Genomic DNA, 19,974 nt, shown 5'->3' with positions numbered 1-19,974 from the left:
CTAACAACGTTAGATTGTCAAGGAAAAGAGGAAGGCATGGGAATTTCGCGCGAGGTGGTGATCGCCACGGCATTGGGTTTGCTCGATGAAGTGGGACTGGAAGGATTGACGATGCGGCGCCTGGCCGACGCGCTCGGCATCAAGGCGGCATCGCTCTACTGGCACTTTGCCAACAAGCAGGTTTTGATGGATGGCATGGCCGATGCGCTGATGGCCGGCGTCGCGCCGCCCGGGCCTGCGGACGGGTCAGCGGCCCCCGCATGGCGCACCGCGGTGGGCGCCACGGCGCGGGCGGTGCGCGCCGCCCTGCTGGCCCGGCGCGACGGCGCGCGTGTGTTTGCCGGCACTTACGTCGTCACTGACAATGTGCTGCGCGTGGCCGAATCGATGATCGGCCCGCTGCGCGAAGCTGGCGCCGGCACCCGCATGGCCGGCTGGGGCGCGTTTTCGATCCTGTACTACGTGCTCGGTTTTGTGATGGAAGAACAGGCGCTCGATCCGTCAGCCCCGGCCGCGCTCGACGTTGCCGGCCGCCGCGCGCCCTTCGAAGCGCTGGCGGCGCAACGCTATCCGCATGTGCTGGCGGCCATGGAAGACTTGTTCGACCTCGATTTCGACACCCGCTTCGAGGCCGGACTGGACCTGATCCTGACCGGCCTGGACGCCAAGATGGGCAGCGGCGCAAACTCCTAGAACTCTTCCCATGCGTCGGCATCGGCGGCCGCCTTGGGAACCGGCTTGGGCGCGGGCTTCGGACCGGCGCCGGCCAGCCGGGTGGCTGGCTTGACGGCCGGCCTGGCCGCCGCCGCAGGCACGGCCCTGGCGCGCGCCGGCGTGCGCAGCGCCGCGCCAGCCACCTCGTCGCCATGCAGCTTGAACACGCTGACCGCCTCGGCCAGCTGCACGGCCTGGCTCTGCATGCTCGCCGCCGCCGCGGCAGCCTGCTCGACCAGCGCCGCGTTTTGTTGCGTGGCATTGTCCATCGCCACGATCGCCCCATTCACCTGGTTAATCCCGGCGCTCTGCTCGGCGCTGGCGGCGGCGATCTCGCCCATGATGTCGGCCACCTGGCGCACCGAGCCCATGATTTGGTCCATGGTCGCGCCGGCCTGAGTCACCAGCCCGCTACCGGTCTCGACCTTGCCCACCGAATCGTCGATCAGCGCCTTGATTTCCTTGGCCGCGCTGGCCGAGCGCTGGGCCAGGTTGCGTACTTCGGACGCCACCACCGCGAAACCGCGCCCCTGTTCGCCGGCGCGGGCCGCCTCGACCGCCGCGTTCAGGGCCAGGATATTGGTCTGGAACGCAATGCCATCGATCACGCTGATAATATCGACGATCTTGCCCGAACTTTCGCGAATCGCACCCATCGTGCCGACCACGTCGCTGACCACCCGGCCACCCTTGTTGGCGTGCTCGGCGGCGGAAACAACCAAGGTGTTGGCCTGGCGCGCGTTGTCGGCGTTTTGCTTGACGATCGAGGTCAGTTCTTCCATCGACGAGGCGGTTTCTTCCAGGCTGGCGGCCTGGTTTTCGGTGCGCGAGGCCAGGTCCATATTGCCGGCCGCGATTTCCGTCGAGGCGGTGGTGATCGTATCGGTGCCGCTGCGCACCGCGCCGACGGTGCGGGTCAGGCTCTCGACCATGTCTTTGAGCGCGCTGAGCAGGCGTCCGGTTTCATCCTGGCGGGTGACGACGATGCGGGTGGTCAGGTCGCCGCGCGCCACCGTCTCGGCCAGCGCCACCGCCTCGCCGATGGGCACGGTCACCGAGCGCGTGATCAGCCAGCCCGCCAGCGCCGACACCGCGGTCGCCAGCGCCAGCAGCAGCAACATCAACATTGCGGCCGAGCTCGACGCATCCGCCGCCTCCTTGCCATCGCGCGCCATCAGGCCCGTCTGGTATTTGAGGACCGCGTCGAGCCGCCCGAAGTAGGCGTTCTGCACGGGAATGACATCCTTGAACAGATAGGGCACGGCGCCCTCGCGCCCGCCCTGCTCGAACAGTTTGACCGCTTGCGAACGCAGTTGGAAATAGGCATCGAAGGCCTTGGCCTGATCCTGGAACAATTGTTTAGCCTCGTCGGAGAGCATCATCGCGCCCAGCTTGGCGGCTGCCTCGGCGCCGGTACGGTCGGCGTCGAGCATGCTGCTCAACAAGGCTTTGGCCTGGGCCGGATCGGGCGCCAGCATGGCGTTGCGCAGCGACTGGGCGCCACGGTTGGCGTAGCTGCGCATCACATTGGTCAGTTCCACCTGCACATAGCGGTCGTTGACGATATGGTCGGTCAGGGAACTGGTGTAGCGGATGCGGTTGATGCCGAGCAGCGACATCACCAGCAGGATGCAAATCGTCAAGCCGAACCCGATTGCCAGGCGCGCACCAATTTTCAGATGGGAAAACATCACGACAATCTCCTTGACGAGCGTTCAGGGGGCGAACCAATGCGAACGATTGTAAGCCCACGGCGTGCGATATCGTCAAGGAGTGTTGTTATGCGGCACATTGCGTGCCGCTGCGCGTTAACGCTGGGCCGGGACGAATTCCTGCAGCACGGCCTGGCGCAGCAAGGTCGGCGGCACCAGCCCCTGCGCCAGCACGAAGTCGTTGAAGGCCTGGCGGTTGAACTTGCGGCGCAAAGCCACCTCGGCCGCCTGGCGCGTTTCCATCAGACGCTGGTAGCCGTAGAAATACGAGGTCGCCTGGCCCGGCGCGCGGAAGGTGTAGCGCTGCATTTCCTGGGTCGCCATGCCCTCCGACAAACCGACCTCGTCCATCAGAAAGGCTTTCACGCCCTCGGGCGTGATCTCGCCCAGGTTGACCATCGGATCGAGGAAGGCGCGGGCGGCGCGATGCATGCGCGCTTGCAGCGCAAACAACTGGCCGTCGAGCGGCTCGTACGGTTGCATTTCGGCTTCCGCGTACAAGGCCCAACCCTCGACGTTGACGCTGTTAAACGCAAACACCGCGCGCGCGGTCGACACGCCGGTTTCGATCATCTTGGCAAATTGCAGCTCGTGGCCTGGCCGCGCTTCGTGCGCGGTCAGGGTCCAGGTTGCCGCTTCGTGGGTAAAGTCGTCGAAAGCGAGCATTTTTCCCTTGGCGTCGGGCGGCATGCCGGCGGTCAGGACGAACTCGCCGTATTCGCCGGTGTTGCCGATCAGGCGTGGCGGATTCATGTGCGGCGCCGGCTGCGCGGCGCTCTCGGCCGTGCTGGCCATGCGGATCACCGCCTTGCGCTCCGGCAGCGACACGATCTTTTGTTCGCGCACGGCCGCTTCGATCTGGGTCAGGCGGTCGGCGTACAAGGGCATTACGCGCTCGGGCGCAATCTGCTGTTTCTTCAGCTCGGCCATGACGGCGCGGTAATCCGGATTGGCCAGTTTGCGCTCGCGCGCGATCAGGCCCGCCGTGATATTCATCTGGTTGCGGATTTCGGCGAACGAGGTCAGCGCCTTGGCAATCAATTCCTGCGGGCTGATATCGACGCCGAACTGGCGCAGGTTATTCGCATACACCTCGGCCGGTAAACGATGGTCGCTACGGGCGCGCGGCAGGATCTGCTTTTTCACGTGTTCGTTGTAGGCGGTCAGCTGCGTTTCGAGCGCGGCGAAACTCGGTTCCCAGCCTTGCAGCTCGCTTTTGGCGAGCAGCTCCTTGATCCCCTTGATCAGGGTCGGGCTATCGTTGATCGCCTGTTCCACTTCATCCTTGAAAGGACCGATCAGGGCCTTGTTCGCTTTCAGGCGTTCCTGCAGGCGCTCGGCCGCCAGTTCGGTGGCCGGGCGATAGCCCTTGGCCAGGCCGGCGTATTTCTGCAGGCGCACCAGCAGGGTCTTCTGGCGTTCTTTAGGAATGCGCGGATCGAGCGTCTGGCGCACGACGCCAAACAGCTGCGCGGCCAGGTTATCGAACGGCACAAAGTATTGACGATTGAGACTGGCCGCGCGCAGCTGGTCTTCGGCGCTGCCGATCAGGATATCGATATCCTGGCGGATTTTGGCGTCGGTTTCGGTTTTGCGGCGTTTTTGCAGCTCGGCGATGACGGCGCGGGTATCTTTATTGGTCTGCTCGAAGTGATCGCGCGAGAGGTCGGTAATCTGCTCGTCGTAACCATCGACGCCCAGGCCGCTGGCGCTTTCGGGCTCGTACTTGGCCATGACGTTCAGTACCAGCTTGGCGTTGGCATTACTTTTGGTGACCCACGCAGGTTCGGCGGCGGAAACAGCGGCGCACAGCGACAGCATGGCCAGCGCGACGGCGGCACGGACGGTGCGAATGGTGGTGGGGGACTTCGGCATGACGCTCCTTGTAGATATACATATGCGTGCGGCCGGGAACCGGCCTGATACGCGGAGCATAGTTTTACCAGATCGCGGCCAAATGATCAAAGCTTCCGATGTCAGCGATGACTGATCTCCGTAAAATCAATCGCAATCCCATGCCTGGCGCAATAGGCTCGATCCTCTCCAATTCAACGTCGAAGAATTCGCCCAGATCCCACACTATCCGGGCATGCCATTACCCTTCCCTCTCAGTCATTATCCGAGGCCACCCTGAATTCGATCGACAAGCCGAGTTTTTCACATTCCGGCAACAACAGCTCGACTTCATCGTCGAGGAAACAGCCAAGCTCCCACACGTGCGCCTTGTCGATAAACTGGCGTTCCAGGTTCCAGAGGCGGAAATGCTGGCAGCCTTTCAAAAGACGCTTCATTTTGAGATAGCTTTTGCTTGCATCTTGCGGATGCGGCAATATGTATTTTCCTGTGAACGTGACGCTGATCACCGTGTCCGGCCCCGGTTCCATCAGGTAGTGAATGCGCACCCAATAATCGTGGCCGCAAGACTTGCACGTCCACATTTCCATGCTACACGGTGTAGCGGGACGATGTGCTTCTTCGCAGCGGCAAACGGGACATCCCATGCTCTCTCCGGCAATCAGGCTGACATGCACATGGCACGCATGGCGCCATCTTACAGCCTGCCGAATACCTCATCGAAGGCGGCGAAGGTGCCGCGATCGTGTCGGTCGAGCACCGCAAACGTGACGTGGCCGAACGCATGCTTGTAGCGCGGGTTATGCAGCAACTGCGCGCCAAACCAGCCGGCCATCTCACCGGGCAGGTTGCCGAACACGCCGCAACCCCACGCGCCGAGAATCAGGTCGGTGTGGCCGTGATGCAGGGCCAGCGCCAGCAGCTTGTCGATCCGCCGCAGCATGCATGCTTCCACATCCTGCATGCGTTCCGGTTCATTGCGCGCCAGCGCGCCGCGGTTGACGGCGGGCGCGGTGACGAAACTCGCCAGATAAGGCGCGTCGAGAAACCCATACGCATCGTCGCGAAATACCGGCACCTTGGGCGAGTAGATCATGTCGTCGTTGTAGATGCACGAGCGCAGCGCGCGGTTGGCGGCGTACATTTCCGTCATCTGCACGATGCACGCATACAGGCCGGACGACTTGGCCAGGTTTTCTTCCTGCGCTTCGGAACCGCCGAGAAAACCGCCGCCCGGGTTTTTCGCGGAGGCGAAATTGAGGCACAGCGGATCAGGGCGTCCCGCGCCGACAATGCGCCGCGCGGCGGCCAGGCTCGACTCGTTGCGCACCTCGAACTGCGTGATTGTCGCTTCGCCGCGAACCGGCGCCTGGCTCAATTGCGCCAGGCTGTCGGACGAATAATGGCGCGACTGCGCCACGGCCAGCGCCTGCGCAGCGGCTATCGACACCTCCTCCCCGCGCCCGTTCTGATAACTTCCCCGTTCCATGACCGCCAGGGTTTCTTGCGCAATCGATGCGCGACGATCTCGATTGATACTCATTGCCGTTCCTTCTTTTTATGGTTGCCATTGATTTGCATCGCTCCAGCATAAATGACTTAGTAGAAAAGTGCAACTAACTTAGTTGTAATTTTTAACTAACGCTGCAAAAGTGATAGAATCCGCGTTCACGACAACGAGGACAACGATGGGTAACGCCGATCTCACTGAACAGGAATATCTCGCCAGCTACAACGTCCACGCATTCGATGTGCCATTGACCAGCGTCGACCTGGTGATTTTCACGGTGCGGGAGCAGGCCTTGCACGTACTGCTGGTACGCCGTGGCGCCCATCCGGCCAAAGGGCAATGGGCGCTGCCCGGCGGGTTTATCGATATCCGCAACGACCCGGACCTGGACGGAACGGCCTTGCGCAAGCTGCGCGAAAAGACCGGGGTGACGGCGCCCTATCTTGAGCAATTGCAGGGATTCGGCAGCAGTACGCGCGATCCGCGCGGCTGGTCGGCCACGTTCGCGTATTTCGCACTGATTGGGTCGGACCATATCGCATTGCAGCACGGAGCGGGAGCCGACGCCGCCTCCTGGCATCCTGTCGGCGCGGCCGGGGTGGACATGGACCTGGCGTTCGATCACGGCGTGATCCTGGCCACGGCAGTCCAGCGGCTGCGCAACAAGGTCGAATACACCTCGCTGCCGGCACACCTGCTGGCGCCGGAATTCACCCTCTCCGATTTACAGCGCGTGTATGAAATCGTGCTGGGGCGGCCAATCGATAAGAGCGCCTTTCGCAAGCGCGTGAAGGAAGGCGACTTTCTGGAAGAAATCACCGGCAAGCAGCGCCATGGCAGCAATCGTCCGGCGCAGCTGTACCGCATTCGCAGCGGGCAGCCGACCGTGTTTTTCAGCAGGACGATGGGGGCATGATGGTCATGCCGTCCGATCCGCCGCCGGATGCCGGCGACGATCTATAAGGAATCCTTCGCCGGCCCGGACTGCGCCGCCGGCTTTTCAGCCCAGCACCGCGTGGTCGGTCCCGCTCGGCAGATGCCAGGTCGGCAGTGGCTCGTGGCGCCCTTTCCACTCCTGCGGGATGGCTGCCGCACCGGCGCAGCAGGCCACGATGCCGCCCACGATGGCGCAGATGGTATCGCGGTCGCCGCCCGCGCTGACGGCCAGCCACAGCGCCTCTTCATAGTTATCCAGATGGTGGCTGCAGCACCACAGCGCAAACGGCACGGTGTCTTGCGCCGACATGCCGACGCCGTTGCCGAGAATCGACACCGCGAACTGCACCGATTTGACGCTCCCGATCGACTGCGCCCGCACGATGCGCGAACGCACCTCGCCCGGCGGCAGCAGCGCCAGCACGCCGTCAAGAAAATCGCGTGAGGTCGGCATTGTGGCGCATCCGCGCAGACGGCTTGCCAGCGCGGCGGCCAGCGCCACGGCCACGGAGCCGGCCACGCCTTCGGCGTGCGCGTGCGTCACTTGCGCCGACAGCGCCGCCTGGGCAGCGGCCTGCGCCAGATCGTCGGCAAAGAAGGCGCCCAGCGGCGCTGCGCGCATGGCCGCGCCATTGCCCCACGAGCCCTGCCCTTCGAAGGTGCTGCCGGCGACCGCGCGCCAATCCTCGCCCTCGCGAATGCGGGCCAGTACCCGGTGCATCGACGGGCCGTAGGCGCGGTCGTAATCGTAGCGCGCGGCCAGGCTGGCGGCCAGGAGGTCCTGGTCGACATGGCCACGGCGCGCCAGCACGGCAAGGATCGACAGCGACATCTCGGTGTCGTCGGTGTAATGCCATGGCGATGGCGGCAAGCGGCGTTCGGCCACATCGCCGTCCGGATCGTCCAGCTGGAAAAAGCACTGGCCGAACGCATCGCCAACCGACAGGCCGTCAAGCGATTCAAGTGCGCGTGAGAGTGGATTCATGAGTGTGTGCTGGCTAAGTGGCGTACATAATCGATGAAAAAAGACCGGATGATCCATGCCGGACGAGCGCATTCCACCTTGAACCAGAACCTAAGGAAGCAACACGCGGGCCGCGAGCCCGGCGACCGCGCTCCATGTGAGGATAAGGCACAGCGCTCCCGCAACGATGAATTTGCGCGTCGCGCCAGCGGCCAGAATGGCAAACAGTATGATCTGGGGAACGCAACCGTACAGAATGACAAAGTGTAGCAGGTGACGATAATCGAGCGCAGTGGCTTGCGCACAGACGGCAGAAGCAATACCAAGCAGGGCCATACCGCCGGACAATACGATCGAGGTGGCTCGCGCACATACTGGCCGCACGACGACATTGTTTGTATCTTCGCTCAAGTAGCGCCCCTTACGTCGAGCATGCAATGCCATCCGGGCGACCATCTTCCCGCCCATGCCACCGATACAAGCTGTGCAGCGCCTGCTCGATCCGCATTACTTGCTCGATCTGCAGCGCGCCGGCCAAGCGGTTGACTTCTTGCCTGAGGCGCATTTGCGCGGACACTTCCGCCGCCCCGCTCTCGGCGCGCTCCAGTGCTTGCTCGGCGTCATGCCATGCGCACACCCGGGCGCGGTCGGGATGCTCCGCTCCGGCCTTGAGCCGCGCGACAGCGGCCTCGTGAACACTCCAGTAAAAATCCTCCGAGACGTACGGATACAGGACAAAGCGGCATTCGTGCGCAAACGTGGGCGGGAGTAACACGGCGCCGCGTGCGTCGCGTTGCACTGGCTCGCCACTCACGCTCCACGCATAGGCAAGGTAGCCGAACGCCTCGCGATATCCTTCCAGGGTATTCCCGCGTGGCAGCAATGGGTGCTGAGTCGGATAGTTCAGCCCGGCGTCAGGCGCGAGGAACACCACAAAGCGGCCACCCTCTTGCAAGGGCAAATGCTTGTACCAGCTATGCGCGTTACGCACGTGCTCAACGAAGGCGCAATGCTGATCCGCTGATGGCAGGGGCAGCGCCCGCAGCGCCGCCGCGCACCATGGGTCCGCCGCGTGCGGCAAGTGCGGCTCGGGCGGGCACGCTTGGTTCTCAGTCGTCATGCTTTTCCTCGTTGTGGCGCCGTTGCCACTATGATACGTACAAATTCCACCAAGCAGTGCCAATCCATTGGTCAATACACGATTGACTGATAATATATTGCCTTAAAGCATACACACAAACCAAAAACCAACTTTTCGGCCCGTTCGCGGCGTCGCCAACTGCAAGGAACGACCCACATGGCGCTCGCACAAGCGGTACATGACACGCTGCACGTTGCTGCGGAAGCGGCGTATCAAGCCTTCCTCACGGTGCAACAGGCCGATTTCCCGCTGACCTGCTTCCAGGTCGACAGACACGGCCGCAGCCAGGCAACCACCCTGCGCGACGAACTCCCCCTGTCCGCATCGCAACGGCGCGCGTTCATGCATGCCGTGCCGGCCGGCTCGGTGGCCAGTTTCATGCTGTTCAGCGCTGGCGCGCGCTTTAACGACAGTACCGCCTCGCGCGGCCTGTACCTTGAATTCGGGCGCGGCCCGCAGGAACTCGACGGCGTAGTCCTGCTGCTGCCGTATGCCACCAAGGCGAGCGCCGGGCGTTTTTTCGCCGGCATGCTGCGCGCGACCGACTGCCCCGCCGCCAGCGCGGCGCTGCTGGACGAGATAGTGCAAGCTTTTCGCGCCGTCTTGGGCAGCCTCGGTGGGCGCGAATGGATGCGCGCCCTGGAATACGACAAGACCGGCGTGCCCAGTCAGGCCGAGTTCGAAGCCAGTTCGGCCCCGCTGCCCTTGCGCGCCGCCACGCTCGATCCGGCCAGCACGCAGGCCGACTGCAACAACGAGATCAACCACTACCTCGATGCGCTGGTCGAGCGTTACCCGTTCGCGGACGGCCTCGCATTTCGCGACGCGCTCTACCAGCTGGAGCTGGACTTCAGCGTGCCCAGCCTGCTGCGCATCGACGATTTCCTGGGACAGGCGGCCGCGTCCCTCGGCATGCCGGAAAGCGACTTCCTCGACCGCCGCGCCAACCTGAATTTTCTTCACTGCCTGGCGGCGTACTGCGGCAAGGTCATCGCCAAGGCGTCGGCCTCCTGGGTCGACTGGTATACCTGCGATCAATGGCACAGAAAATACCCGAGGCGCGCCAGGCTGGCCGCCACCCCCTACCCCGCCCTGGTCGCCGAATTCAACGGCGGCGCCGAGGCGGCGCCTTTCCTGCCGGTCGAGCTGATCCTGGGCCGCCTGTTTCGCGGAGAAACTTCCCAGCAGTTCCGCACCGCGCTCACGGACTTGGCGGCGACAGTGCAGGCGGGCCGGCCGCGCCAGATCAACGACGAAATGCCGCTGATCCAGCAGATGATCGATGCGCTGCCGCCGCTCGGCATGCACTATCTCGATCTGGCGCGGCCGGACTGGATTGCCGGTGACACCTTCGAACACTGGTACGACAACTACCGCACCCTGTTCCGGGGTGGCAGGGTGGTATGGGGCGTGACGGTGCAGGCCAACTATGCCATTTTCGAACCCGGCAGGGAAGACTGCCTGGGCCAGATCATGTACGACCCGCACGGCATCGTGCCGCCGGAACAGTTGCGCCAGGCCACCAGCCGCTTCATCAAGGTCAAGGGTTGCCGCCTGTCGGACCCGAGGCTGTCGTTCTTTTCCGATTTCCTTACAGAAGAACATGTCAGCGTCTTCGGTTTGCGCATGCCGTACAGCATTTCCAGCGACGATATCTGCACCTCGGCGATCATCTATCCGCGCAAGCATTTGCAGGGCGAGCGGCTGTGCCAGCCGTTCTATCCCCTGCTCATCCACGACGACGTGCCCGGCGTGGCGATGATCCTGCCACGGCGCTTCTGGACACCGGGCCTGCTCGAGATGTATGACGATCTGAGCTGACCGCAGCCAGCACCCGCTATTTTGAACACGACCAACCAGGATTTCCGGCAATGATCATCGGCATCGATTTAGGGACCACCAACAGCCTGGCCGCGGTATGGCGCGACGGCAAAGCCGAGCTCATTCCGAACGCGCTCGGGCATGTGCTCACGCCCTCCTGCGTCAGCCTGGCCGACGACGGCGCCATCCTGGTCGGCCTGCCGGCGCGCGACCGCCTGCTGACCAATCCGTCCCTGTCGGCCGCCACCTTCAAGCGCTACATGGGCACCGACCGGCGGATCCGCCTCGGCACGCGCGAGTTTCGCCCGGAGGAATTGTCGGCGCTGGTGCTCAAGTCGCTGGTGGCCGACGCCGAAGCCTTCCTCGGCGAGCCGGTGCACGAAGCGGTGATCACGGTGCCCGCCTACTTTAACGATATCCAGCGCAAGGCCACGCGCATCGCCGGCGAGCTGGCCGGCCTGAAAGTCGAGCGCCTGCTCAACGAACCGACCGCCGCCGCCCTCGCCTACGGCTTGCACAACGCGCCGCTCGAATCGCAATATCTGGTATTCGACCTGGGCGGCGGCACCTTCGACGTGTCGATCCTGGAACTGTTTGCCGGCGTCATGGAAGTGCGCGCCACCGCCGGCGACAATTTTCTTGGCGGCGAAGACTTTACCGACGCGCTGGTCAAAGGCTTCATCGACCACGTCGGGCGCGACGCCGGCCTGCGCAGCGAAGAACTGACGCCGGCCCAGCATGCCCGGCTGCGCATCGAAGCCGAACGGGTCAAGCGCGCGCTGTCGGGCCACGACCTGGCCACCTTCCGCTTTCAGCCGCACGAGCGCGAACTGTACTGGGACATCAGCGCGGCCGACTACGAAACCCTGTGCGCGCCCCTGCTGGCACGCCTGGCGGCCCCGCTCGAACGCACCTTGCGCGATGCGGGCTTGATGCCGTCCGACCTGGACCGCATCGTGATGGTCGGCGGCGCAACCCGCATGAGCATCGTGTACCGCATGCTGGCGCGCCTGTTCGGGCGCTTTCCCAGCCGCGACATCAATCCCGACGAAGCGATCGTCATGGGCGCGGCCGTGCAAGCCGGCCTGAAAGCGCGCGACGCCGCCCTCAAGGACGTGGTCATGACCGACGTCTGCCCCTACACCCTGGGCATTGAAACCTGCCAGCAGTACGACACCAACCGCTACCGCGACGGAGTGTTTTCGCCCATCATCGAACGCAATACGACGATTCCCGCCAGCCGCTGCGAAACCTACGGCCCGACCAGCCGCGAGCAGACGGCGGTGCGGATCAAGGTGTTCCAGGGCGAAAGCCGGGACACCAGCGACAATATCGAGCTCGGTTCGCTGTCGGTGCCGCTGCCCGCGCAGAGCTCGGCGGACAAGGAAGTCGATGTGCGCTTTACCTACGACATCAACGGCTTGCTCGAAGTGGAAGCGACCGTGCGCGCGACCGGCCTGGTGCGCACCCTGCTGATCGAGCAAAGCCCGGGCGCGATGTCGCCCGCTGACATCGCCCTCAGCCTGGCGGCGATCGCCCGCCTCAAGGTGCCCCCGCGCGAATGGGCCGAGGTGCAAGCCCTGCAGGAACGCATGAAGCGGCTGTACGAACAAAGCCTGGGCCAGCGGCGCGCCTGGATCGGCGAGCGCATCGACCAGTTCGACACCATCGTGGCGCGCCAGAACCCGCGCGAGATCGCCAGGGCGGTCCAGATCCTGGGCGAAGCCTTGCTGCAATTTGACACGAGTGCCTTGCTATGAGCATGTGGACCATACTCGGCATCGAGCCCACGCGCGAGCGCCGCGCCATCAAGCTGGCCTACGCCGCGCGCCTGAAACTGACCAATCCGGAAGACGACCCGCAGGGTTTCCAGGTCCTGCGCGAAGCCTACGAGCGGGCGCTGTCGATGGCCGACAGCATCGTCAACCCGCTGCCGGCCATGGCCGCGTGGGAGGGCGACGCTGGCGCGCACGCAGCGCCAGCGGCCGCGGGGTTTCCCGACCTCGGCGCGCTGGAGCGGCCGGCGCGCGGGCCTGCCGCGCCGCCGGCGCCCGCAAGCCAGGCGCAGCGCCAGGGCGGCCGCACGCCCCTGCCCGCGCTGGCGCTCGAGCACCCGGTGGCGGGGCCGCTGATCCTGACCGTGCGGCTCGAAACCGACGCCGAGATCGCGCAGCAAGCCGGGCAGCGTCACCAACCCGGCCCGCGCCCGGTCACGCCGTACTTCAAGCGGCCCGCGCCGATCCTCGACAGCGCCACCCTGGCGCGCATGGCGCACCAGTTGTGCGAGCAGCTGCACGCCATCGACGCGGGCGCGCGCGCGGCGTGCCTCGGGGAACTATTGCGCGAGCACCAATGGGATGCACCCGGATTCACGCAACAACTGGCGCCGGCGCTGGTGGCCGTCATCAATGAAAAATGGGACACGCACTGGCGCCTGGTTGACCCCATCGGTGCGCACTACGGCTGGCAGGGTAGCGGCGGCGCCCAGCGAAGCGGCGACGTGGCCGTGCTGATGCAGCGCGCGCTGGCACGCGCCTGGAGCGCGCCGATCCTGTCGCTGGCGCCGGGGCATCCGGCGCGCACCGCCTTGACCATGCTGGCGGGCGAGCTCGACGAGTCCACAGTCGGGCAAGACGCAAAAAATGCGGCCAAGGTCGGGGCCTTGCGCGCCCTGGTGGAGCAGCTCAAGGAAGCGCCGGCGGAGGCCTTGCCGCACCTGGTCAACGCGCGTACGCTGGCGTGGTGGACGCGCTTTCTCACGCAGCGCGCCAGGCTGCGCGATGTCGACGAACGCTCCCGGCTGCGCGAGGCCGAGGAGCGCGCAGACCAGCTGATCCAGCACGCGGCGGTCGAGGCCCAGGCCGAGCGCGTCCCGTCCCTGCTGCGCCCGATCGCGGCCACCCGCGAAGGATGGAAGCACATCGTGACCGGCACGTTGGCGGTCGTCATCGTGTTGATTGCGATCCGCATATTCACGCAATAATCCAGGCGGCGTGCTGAACCGAACGCAAGCGCCAGTGACTCAGGGGCCGGCAGGCGGCACTATCCTTGCCCGCGATTGCGTGCTTGCTGTTTCTTCATGTGCCGCGTCCAGAGGAGGTCGAAGCATGCCAGGACAATGGCAAACGCACGCGATCTCGCCCGCCCCGTGCGCGGTCGGCGTTCGCCCTCAATGACGACATCGAGTACCCAGTTCCGAGGATGGTTATTGGCGGCTTTCGTGTAGCGACTGAGCAGCTTGTCTGTCGCGTGAGACGCGAACGGTAACTGGCGGTCGATCAGATACACGAACGCAGGGTGAAAACTTTTGCGCGGCCCGTTGATAATGACCTCGACACAGGCGGGGATCTCGGTGCCATCGCGAAGAATGGCGACAGCCGACACCAGATAGTGATCGAATGCCGATGCCGGCACAACGCTGTGGGCGGTGGGCCGGACCCACGTTTCATCCTGCCCGTCCGTGTCGCCCTCATCCATCGCCCACTGCCAGACAGGGCAGGAACGCAGATCGGCCGGCAATAACTTCCCGACCGGTCTGGCGGCGTCCGCATCGATCTGCGGCATCAGTTGTCCGCCAGGCGTGCGCGCGGGACCCATCCCTGGACTTTTCGTCCGCTTTTGGGATTGGTGTAGTTGGCATACACGAACGCACCAGAACGCAAGCTGGCGGTCACGTGATCGCCGGGCACCACGAATACGCCGGGCATGGCGCAGGCGGGATCGGGCGCGCTCAGGAATTGCAGGCGCCCCGCTCCAGTCACGCGGCCGGCCGGCGGCGCGCTCAAGGGCTCGGCGTTTTTCTGGGCCAGGAAGCCGTTCGCGCTGCACAGGCTCGGCGATTCGAAAGCCATGATCACCTCGCCATCCTTCCACTGATAACTTTCCACGGCGGCTTGCGGGTCGGCCCGGTTGTTCAGATGCACCACCGGCTCGGCCCCGGCCATGCCGCTGCCGGCAAGCTCGCGGCAGCTTCCGAATTCCTTGGACAGCCTGGGCGCGCCGCTTGATAGTTCCAGCAGCAGATAGGCGTGCTTGCAGGTCGTGCCGGCGCGGCGCGCTTGCACCAGCACATAATCGCGCTCGTCCGTGGAAGCGACGGCCGACAAGCTTGCGCCGCTGGCGCCGATGGTGGCGATGTTCTTGCCGGCGACGATGAGATCAGCGCCTTGCGCGCCCGCCGTTACCTCCACCCTGCCGTGGCGGGCGTCGATTCCGGTGGCGGGCGCCGCCGCCATGGCCAGCAGCGGGGCGAACAGGATCGCGGTGCTCAGTTGTTTAATGTGGATAGAGGTCATGTGCGCGCCAAAAAGTAGCTCGTATTCTATCAGCGATGCGAATGCCGGCCCGTGGCCGTTGCGCTTGCGTATCCCAACGCACGCACCTCGGTCATGGGATCGATTATGATGGGGCTACAATCATTATCGAATTCACATCGCCAACATCCTATGCAACAGTTCACGCTCCAGCAAAAATCGTTTCTGCTTCTTCTCGCCGTGGTTACCATCGGCTTCGGCTGGATCCTGGCGCCGTATGCCGGCGCCGTGTTCTGGGGCGTGGTGCTGGCGATCCTGTTCGCGCCACTGAACCGCTGGCTGCTCAAGAAAACCAATAACAAACCGAACCTGGCGGCCTTGCTGACCTTGCTGTCGATCGTGGTGATGGTGATTTTGCCGCTGGCCCTGATCGCGGTGTCGCTGGTCGACCAGGCGGCCACTGTGTACGAGATGGTGCGCTCGGGTAACCTGAGCGTGGGCACCTACTTCAAGAAAATCATGAGCGCGCTGCCGCAGTGGGCGGTTAGCCTGCTGGAACGCTTCGACCTGAGCACCCTGTCGAAGCTGCAGCAGAAAATGACGGAAGGCGCCTCGCAGGTCAGCCAGACCGTGGCGCGCCAGGCGATCAACGTGGGCAGCTATACCTTCGACCTGATGGTCAGCATGTGCATCATGCTGTACCTGCTTTATTTCCTGCTGCGCGACGGGCAATCGCTGGCGGCGCGCATCCGCAGCGCCGTGCCGCTGAGCCGCAAGTACAAGCAGCGCCTGTTCAACAACTTCACCGCCGTGACCCGCGCGACCGTCAAAGGTAATATTCTGGTGGCGATTGCGCAGGGTACGCTGGGCGGGATGATTTTCTGGTTCCTGGACGTGCAGGCGCCGGTGCTGTGGGGCGTGGTGATGGCCTTCCTGTCGCTGCTGCCGGCCGTTGGCGCGGCGCTGGTGTGGGCGCCGGTGGCGGTGTATTTCCTGGTCACGGGGTCGGTGTGGGAAGGGGTCACCCTGATCGCCTTCGGCGTGATCGTGATCGGCCTGGTCGACAACATCCTGCGCCCGATTTTGGTCGGCAAGGATACCAAGATGCCCGATTATGTGGTGCTGCTCTCCACCGTGGGCGGCATGGCGCTGTTCGGCTTGAATGGCTTCGTGATCGGTCCGGTGGTGGCGGCGCTGTTCATCGCGTCGTGGGATTTGTTTGCCTCGGCCAGCGAGTTCCATACGGATTAAGCGCCGCCATGGGGTGCCAGCGCTGGAAGCTCAGGCGATCGAGCAAATGACATTCCCAACCTGGACGTCCAAGATAGACAGACAGTCCGGGGAGAAGCTTCTGGCGATGGCCAAAGTGTATGCCGACATGGATGCTTGCTTGTCAGCGCAGTAATCGGCCGGGTGCGTCGAAAATCGCGCCGAAGCAAGCATCTTATATAACCGGCAGATATGAAAACCGCTGTCCTTATGGTGTTTACTTAAGAGGTGAAGCGCGCGAAATTCACTTCTGCCACAAAGCCCATTTGGTCGGCGTTGCTTCACCGACCTCTGGCGTGAGCGTGATCAAATAATCAATGTGTCTGTGCCCGCGCAACTGTCTCCCCAGCTCATTCGTGCACAATAGACTAGCTTGGTTGACAACTTTCCCGGGAGCGTAGAAGATGGACCACATGGAAGCCCGTATCGTCAAACTGGAAAGCGACCTCACTGCCATCAAGATCGATGTTGCGCTGATCAAGTCCAATGGCGCCACCAAGGCAGATATCGCTGAGTGCAAGACGGCGATCGCGGACGCCAAGTCGAACATCATCATGTGGGTCGTTACGGCCATCTTCCTTGCGCAGCTGCTGCCACTGATCAAGTCCTTTTTCCCCTAACCTGCCCTCTCCTATGAACAGCCCGCCGCGTGCGGGCTTTTTTGCGTCGAGCCTCGCGCATTCGATTAATCATGCTCAGCAGCAAGGGTGAGAGGGTCAGGAGGGGTGACTTCCTCCTTGGTTTTCGGTTGCCGACCGAAGCGAGGCGCGAACGCCGGGTTTCCGTTTATTCGTTGATCGGGCCGCAAATGCGGTCGAACGCCCACACGCGAACATTAATTGCAAGCCGTTCATGCCAAGGAAACGGCATGTCATTTTGGGCCCCGGGCACGAGAACACATCCACGGTCTGGACGGCATGGAAGATGCCGGCAATGTAGCGTGTGTCGTCGTCTTCTGCCCAGACCACCTCATATGGGAGTGCCGCCTCTACACCGACTGCCACCGGGCCCGTAAGCAGGTAACGTCCCAATTCATCCCGGAGGCTGCCGACAACCCCGGTTTTGACAGTGCTTTACGTCTAACGATGCATCATCGGACGGTTCACTTTCGTTCATCTTCTCAATACCTACCTGACGTCTAGGCGACGCCCTTTCCACAGTCGCTCACGACCACTCCTTTTGAACGCAGCCGCACTGGGTGGTTTGGAACCTGCTGCTGCAAGCCGGTTCCGGGAGGCCGACTCCCATCTCTAATACAGCATGCAGACTTACGCCTGCTTCGTGACACACTCATTTGCGGCACACTTGGGACATTTCACAAGCCCTGTATGACCGATTGTCCAGCCGCATTCTTCCGCCAGGACGACAGCCCGTGCAGACCAGTCTTCCAGCGGTTCAGTGGCCACTTCATCGCACTCGAAAAATTCACGGCAATTGCTCGTTTCACATTTGAGTAAAAATTCACAGTACAACATCTCTTGCAACAGATTTTTCATGATGAGGTTCCAGGCGTTAAAGGGCTGGCTAAAGTTCTGGGGAAAAGACTGACAAGGTCGCTCGCGTAACAGCAACGTGGTTGCACACGCCCAATACAAAAAGCCCCATCAGGGGCTTTAAGAATGAGGTGGCGGAAGCGGTGAGATTCGAACTCACGAACGGCTCACACCGTCGCCAGTTTTCAAGACTGGTGCCTTCAACCGCTCGGCCACGCTTCCTGCAGAACGCGATTATACAGAAAACCCCCGGCCTTGGGCAATTTGCCCTCAGCCCATGCCCCACTCCGCAGCGGCCACCCCGATCACAACCGGTTCCGCCACGGTCATCAGGTTCTCCACCGTCAAGCTCGTCGCCAGCACCCCCTGCAACTTCATCATCGTGACAAAATCCGCCTGCGCACCCGCCGCCCCATCCGCATCGAACTGCACCAGCGTATCATTCCCGCTTTGCAGGTAACGCAGCACGCCGCTGGCGAACGGGTCGCCCGGCGGCACCGCGCCGCCCAGAAGAGCCGACACATCGATCCGGTCGCCGCCCGCGCCCACTGCAAAATCGCGTACGCTGAACGTGCTCGTCCCCACGCTCCCCACCACGCCGAAGCGGTCGCTGCCGCCTCCGCCAATGGCCGTCACCAGGTTTGAATTCTGCGTCTCTCGCGTCAGGATGATGGCGTCATCGCCCTCGCCGCCGCTGGCCACCACCCGCCCTTGCGCCAGGTAATCGTTGGCGGTGATCTCGATCCGGTCGCGGCCCGCGCCGCCGAACGCGCCGACATCGGCGTCGGTCTGTACCTTGATGATGTCGTTGCCGCTGCCGCCATTGAGCAGGCCCGCGGCACCTTCGATGCTGATCGTGTCGTCCCCCGCCCCGCCGTCGGCCACGACCTCTCCACCGTAGGCGCCGATCCTGTCGTTGCCGTTGCCGCCGTTGAACACGTCGTTGCCGCCACCGCTGCCGTACAGCTGGTCGTTACCGTCGCCGCCATTGACCACGTCGTCGCCAATGTGGCCATCGAGCATATCGTCGCCACCCCCGCCGTTGAGCGTGTCATTGCCGTCCTGGCCGTGCAGGTAATCGTTGCCCGCGCCGCCGTCGAGCAAGTCGTTGCCCGACGCCCCGCTCAGGTCGTCGTTGCCATCGCCACCGTGGACGACATCGTTGCCGTCGTTGGCCCACACCTGGTCGTTGCCGGCGCCGCCGTCGATGGTGTCGTCGAGGACGCCGCCGTAGAGATTGTCGTTGCCGCTGCCCGCCTGGATTGTCTTGCCGTGCTGCGAACCATCCTGGCTGTAACCCTCTGCGAAATTGTTGGGGATGAGGTCCTGCGCCTGCACGCCAGTCAGGATTCCCACTGTGCGGAAACTACCGGCAGTGCCCGCCGCGCCATCGGCATCGATCTGCACCAGCGTGTCGCTGCCCTGTTGCAGCAGGCGCGCATAGCCAGGCGCGCCGAAGGGATTGAGATGGGGGAATGGCAGCATGCCCCCGAAGGCGAGCTGGTCGCCGCCGGCACCGGCGCTGAAGTCGTCGATGAAGATGGCTTCGTCGTGCGTGCCGTAGGCGAAAACAAACAGGTCGCTGCCCGCGCCGCCGCTGGCATGCACCGTTGTTGCCGTGGTACCGGGGAAGATGGCGATGCGGTCGTCGCCATCGCCGCCGGACACCAGCACATTGCTGGGAATCATGCTGCCGGCTGCCGCACCGATGTTGAAAGCATCCATGCCCGCGCCGCCGTACAGGCTGTCGTGGCCGGTGCCGCCTTCCAGCATGTCGTTGTCGGCGCCGCCTTCCAGGCGGTCAGCGCCAGGCCCGATGGCGAGCAGGTTGTCGTTGCCCGCACCGCCAGCGAGGATATTGCTGCCGATATCGTCGCGCAGGTAGTCGGTGCCGTCGCCGCCGCGCAGCACGTCGTCGCCGGCGCCGCCGTCGATCTGGTCCATCCCGCCCTCGCCATCGAGCAGGTCGTTGCCAACGTCGCCGAACAGGAAGTCGTCGCCACCACCGCCGAGCACGCTGTCGGCGCCCTCGCCGCCGTACAGGCGGTCGCCCGCGCCGTCTTCGTTGCCGCCGTCAATGTAGTCGTTGCCGCCCGAACCGAAGATCAGGTCGGCGCCGCCCAGACCGAAGATCCGGTCGTCCAGCGCGCCGCCGCGCAGGACGTCATTGTTCGCGGTGCCGGTCAGGTTCAGGCCAGTCACCAGGAAATTTGCCGGGCGAAACAGCTCGTCGTCGGCGTCGGACAGCATGAAAGATGTAGACATGGCAATTCCTTGAGAAAGGTTGAAACGAGGCAAAAGGTATGT

Annotated in this window: 18 protein-coding genes and 1 tRNA gene; 7 read left to right on the top strand and 12 right to left on the bottom strand. The window is 63.8% G+C overall.

The window, feature by feature from the left end; translation table 11 throughout:
- The first annotated feature begins 36 nt into the window (after positions 1-36).
- Complete coding sequence (locus tag F0185_RS18585) at positions 37-693, top strand: TetR/AcrR family transcriptional regulator C-terminal domain-containing protein (RefSeq protein WP_167226888.1); 657 nt, start codon at positions 37-39, stop codon at positions 691-693.
- On the opposite strand, the gene F0185_RS35345 is transcribed toward F0185_RS18585, so the two are convergent.
- From F0185_RS35345 to F0185_RS18565, 4 genes are all read right to left on the bottom strand, one after another.
- Positions 690-2,405 (bottom strand): methyl-accepting chemotaxis protein, encoded by a 1,716-nt coding sequence (locus tag F0185_RS35345; RefSeq protein WP_167227107.1) that lies wholly within the window; start codon positions 2,403-2,405, stop codon positions 690-692. The genes F0185_RS18585 and F0185_RS35345 overlap by 4 nt on opposite strands.
- Positions 2,406-2,522: 117 nt before the next feature.
- Complete coding sequence (locus F0185_RS18575; protein WP_223164534.1) at positions 2,523-4,301, bottom strand: DUF885 domain-containing protein; 1,779 nt, start codon at positions 4,299-4,301, stop codon at positions 2,523-2,525.
- 233 nt (positions 4,302-4,534) lie between these two features.
- Positions 4,535-4,828 (bottom strand): hypothetical protein, encoded by a 294-nt coding sequence (locus F0185_RS18570; protein WP_167226886.1) that lies wholly within the window; start codon positions 4,826-4,828, stop codon positions 4,535-4,537.
- 149 nt (positions 4,829-4,977) lie between these two features.
- A complete protein-coding gene (locus F0185_RS18565; RefSeq protein ID WP_167226884.1) occupies positions 4,978-5,823 on the bottom strand; it encodes a TIGR02452 family protein in 846 nt (281 codons plus the stop codon).
- Positions 5,824-5,968: 145 nt separating this feature from the next.
- Here F0185_RS18565 and F0185_RS18560 point away from each other — a divergent pair, with 145 nt between their 5' ends.
- Positions 5,969-6,706, top strand: a complete 738-nt coding sequence (locus tag F0185_RS18560) for an NUDIX hydrolase (RefSeq protein WP_167226882.1) — start codon at positions 5,969-5,971, stop codon at positions 6,704-6,706.
- 84 nt (positions 6,707-6,790) lie between these two features.
- Here the strand turns inward: F0185_RS18560 and F0185_RS18555 are convergent, their stop codons facing one another.
- From F0185_RS18555 to F0185_RS18545, 3 genes are all read right to left on the bottom strand, one after another.
- Entirely contained in the window at positions 6,791-7,711 is a 921-nt protein-coding gene (locus tag F0185_RS18555) for an ADP-ribosylglycohydrolase family protein (RefSeq protein WP_167226880.1), read from the bottom strand.
- Positions 7,712-7,801: 90 nt separating this feature from the next.
- The gene (locus F0185_RS18550; protein ID WP_167226878.1) at positions 7,802-8,101 is read right to left on the bottom strand and encodes a hypothetical protein; all 300 of its coding nucleotides are present in this window, start codon (positions 8,099-8,101) and stop codon (positions 7,802-7,804) included.
- 10 nt (positions 8,102-8,111) lie between these two features.
- Entirely contained in the window at positions 8,112-8,810 is a 699-nt protein-coding gene (locus F0185_RS18545) for a hypothetical protein (protein WP_167226876.1), read from the bottom strand.
- A 177-nt stretch (positions 8,811-8,987) separates the two neighbouring features.
- Here F0185_RS18545 and F0185_RS18540 point away from each other — a divergent pair, with 177 nt between their 5' ends.
- Genes F0185_RS18540 through F0185_RS18530 form a run of 3 tightly spaced genes read left to right on the top strand, consistent with a single transcriptional unit; the run spans position 8,988 to position 13,635 of the window.
- A complete protein-coding gene (locus F0185_RS18540; RefSeq protein ID WP_167226874.1) occupies positions 8,988-10,652 on the top strand; it encodes a hypothetical protein in 1,665 nt (554 codons plus the stop codon).
- Positions 10,653-10,702: 50 nt separating this feature from the next.
- Positions 10,703-12,412 (top strand): Hsp70 family protein, encoded by a 1,710-nt coding sequence (locus F0185_RS18535; protein ID WP_167226872.1) that lies wholly within the window; start codon positions 10,703-10,705, stop codon positions 12,410-12,412.
- Entirely contained in the window at positions 12,409-13,635 is a 1,227-nt protein-coding gene (locus F0185_RS18530; RefSeq protein WP_167226870.1) for a hypothetical protein, read from the top strand. Before F0185_RS18535 ends, F0185_RS18530 begins: the two co-directional genes overlap by 4 nt.
- 59 nt (positions 13,636-13,694) lie before the next feature.
- On the opposite strand, the gene F0185_RS18525 is transcribed toward F0185_RS18530, so the two are convergent.
- Together F0185_RS18525 and F0185_RS18520 are read right to left on the bottom strand one after the other, a co-directional pair.
- Positions 13,695-14,216 carry a hypothetical protein gene (locus F0185_RS18525; RefSeq protein ID WP_167226868.1) on the bottom strand — a complete coding sequence of 174 codons (522 nt, stop codon included), beginning with the start codon at positions 14,214-14,216 and terminating at the stop codon, positions 13,695-13,697.
- Positions 14,216-14,947, bottom strand: a complete 732-nt coding sequence (locus F0185_RS18520) for a hypothetical protein (RefSeq protein WP_167226866.1) — start codon at positions 14,945-14,947, stop codon at positions 14,216-14,218. The genes F0185_RS18525 and F0185_RS18520 overlap by 1 nt, the downstream gene beginning before the upstream one ends.
- A gap of 150 nt (positions 14,948-15,097) precedes the next feature.
- On the opposite strand from F0185_RS18520, the gene F0185_RS18515 reads away from it, so the two are divergent.
- Complete coding sequence (locus F0185_RS18515) at positions 15,098-16,156, top strand: AI-2E family transporter (RefSeq protein WP_167226864.1); 1,059 nt, start codon at positions 15,098-15,100, stop codon at positions 16,154-16,156.
- Positions 16,157-16,587: 431 nt separating this feature from the next.
- On the top strand, positions 16,588-16,794 hold the full coding sequence (locus tag F0185_RS18510) for a hemolysin XhlA (RefSeq protein WP_167226862.1): 207 nt from the start codon (positions 16,588-16,590) through the stop codon (positions 16,792-16,794).
- A gap of 648 nt (positions 16,795-17,442) precedes the next feature.
- Here the strand turns inward: F0185_RS18510 and F0185_RS18505 are convergent.
- The 3 genes from F0185_RS18505 to F0185_RS18495 all read right to left on the bottom strand — a co-directional run bounded on the left by F0185_RS18505 (position 17,443) and on the right by F0185_RS18495 (position 19,932).
- Complete coding sequence (locus F0185_RS18505) at positions 17,443-17,670, bottom strand: hypothetical protein (protein WP_167226860.1); 228 nt, start codon at positions 17,668-17,670, stop codon at positions 17,443-17,445.
- 129 nt (positions 17,671-17,799) lie between these two features.
- Positions 17,800-17,889, bottom strand: a tRNA-Ser gene (locus tag F0185_RS18500).
- 48 nt (positions 17,890-17,937) lie between these two features.
- Complete coding sequence (locus F0185_RS18495) at positions 17,938-19,932, bottom strand: calcium-binding protein (protein ID WP_167226858.1); 1,995 nt, start codon at positions 19,930-19,932, stop codon at positions 17,938-17,940.
- Positions 19,933-19,974: the final 42 nt, after the last annotated feature.

Source organism: Massilia rubra, assembly GCF_011682065.1.
Classification (GTDB): domain Bacteria; phylum Pseudomonadota; class Gammaproteobacteria; order Burkholderiales; family Burkholderiaceae_D; genus Telluria_A; species Telluria_A rubra.
Note: the sequence above shows the minus strand (reverse complement) of the source record. Positions and strands in the feature narration are given on the sequence as shown.

Bases quoted from the DNA above. Each gene is read 5' to 3' on its own strand.
- F0185_RS18585 (WP_167226888.1), top strand. From the start codon at position 37: ATGGGAATTTCGCGCGAGGTGGTGATCGCCACGGCATTGGGTTTGCTC.
- F0185_RS35345 (WP_167227107.1), bottom strand. From the start codon at position 2,405: ATGTTTTCCCATCTGAAAATTGGTGCGCGCCTGGCAATCGGGTTCGGC.
- F0185_RS18575 (WP_223164534.1), bottom strand. From the start codon at position 4,301: ATGCCGAAGTCCCCCACCACCATTCGCACCGTCCGTGCCGCCGTCGCG.
- F0185_RS18565 (WP_167226884.1), bottom strand. From the start codon at position 5,823: ATGAGTATCAATCGAGATCGTCGCGCATCGATTGCGCAAGAAACCCTG.
- F0185_RS18560 (WP_167226882.1), top strand. From the start codon at position 5,969: ATGGGTAACGCCGATCTCACTGAACAGGAATATCTCGCCAGCTACAAC.
- F0185_RS18555 (WP_167226880.1), bottom strand. From the start codon at position 7,711: ATGAATCCACTCTCACGCGCACTTGAATCGCTTGACGGCCTGTCGGTT.
- F0185_RS18545 (WP_167226876.1), bottom strand. From the start codon at position 8,810: ATGACGACTGAGAACCAAGCGTGCCCGCCCGAGCCGCACTTGCCGCAC.
- F0185_RS18540 (WP_167226874.1), top strand. From the start codon at position 8,988: ATGGCGCTCGCACAAGCGGTACATGACACGCTGCACGTTGCTGCGGAA.
- F0185_RS18535 (WP_167226872.1), top strand. From the start codon at position 10,703: ATGATCATCGGCATCGATTTAGGGACCACCAACAGCCTGGCCGCGGTA.
- F0185_RS18530 (WP_167226870.1), top strand. From the start codon at position 12,409: ATGAGCATGTGGACCATACTCGGCATCGAGCCCACGCGCGAGCGCCGC.
- F0185_RS18525 (WP_167226868.1), bottom strand. From the start codon at position 14,216: ATGCCGCAGATCGATGCGGACGCCGCCAGACCGGTCGGGAAGTTATTG.
- F0185_RS18520 (WP_167226866.1), bottom strand. From the start codon at position 14,947: ATGACCTCTATCCACATTAAACAACTGAGCACCGCGATCCTGTTCGCC.
- F0185_RS18515 (WP_167226864.1), top strand. From the start codon at position 15,098: ATGCAACAGTTCACGCTCCAGCAAAAATCGTTTCTGCTTCTTCTCGCC.
- F0185_RS18510 (WP_167226862.1), top strand. From the start codon at position 16,588: ATGGAAGCCCGTATCGTCAAACTGGAAAGCGACCTCACTGCCATCAAG.
- F0185_RS18505 (WP_167226860.1), bottom strand. From the start codon at position 17,670: ATGAAAAATCTGTTGCAAGAGATGTTGTACTGTGAATTTTTACTCAAA.
- F0185_RS18495 (WP_167226858.1), bottom strand. From the start codon at position 19,932: ATGTCTACATCTTTCATGCTGTCCGACGCCGACGACGAGCTGTTTCGC.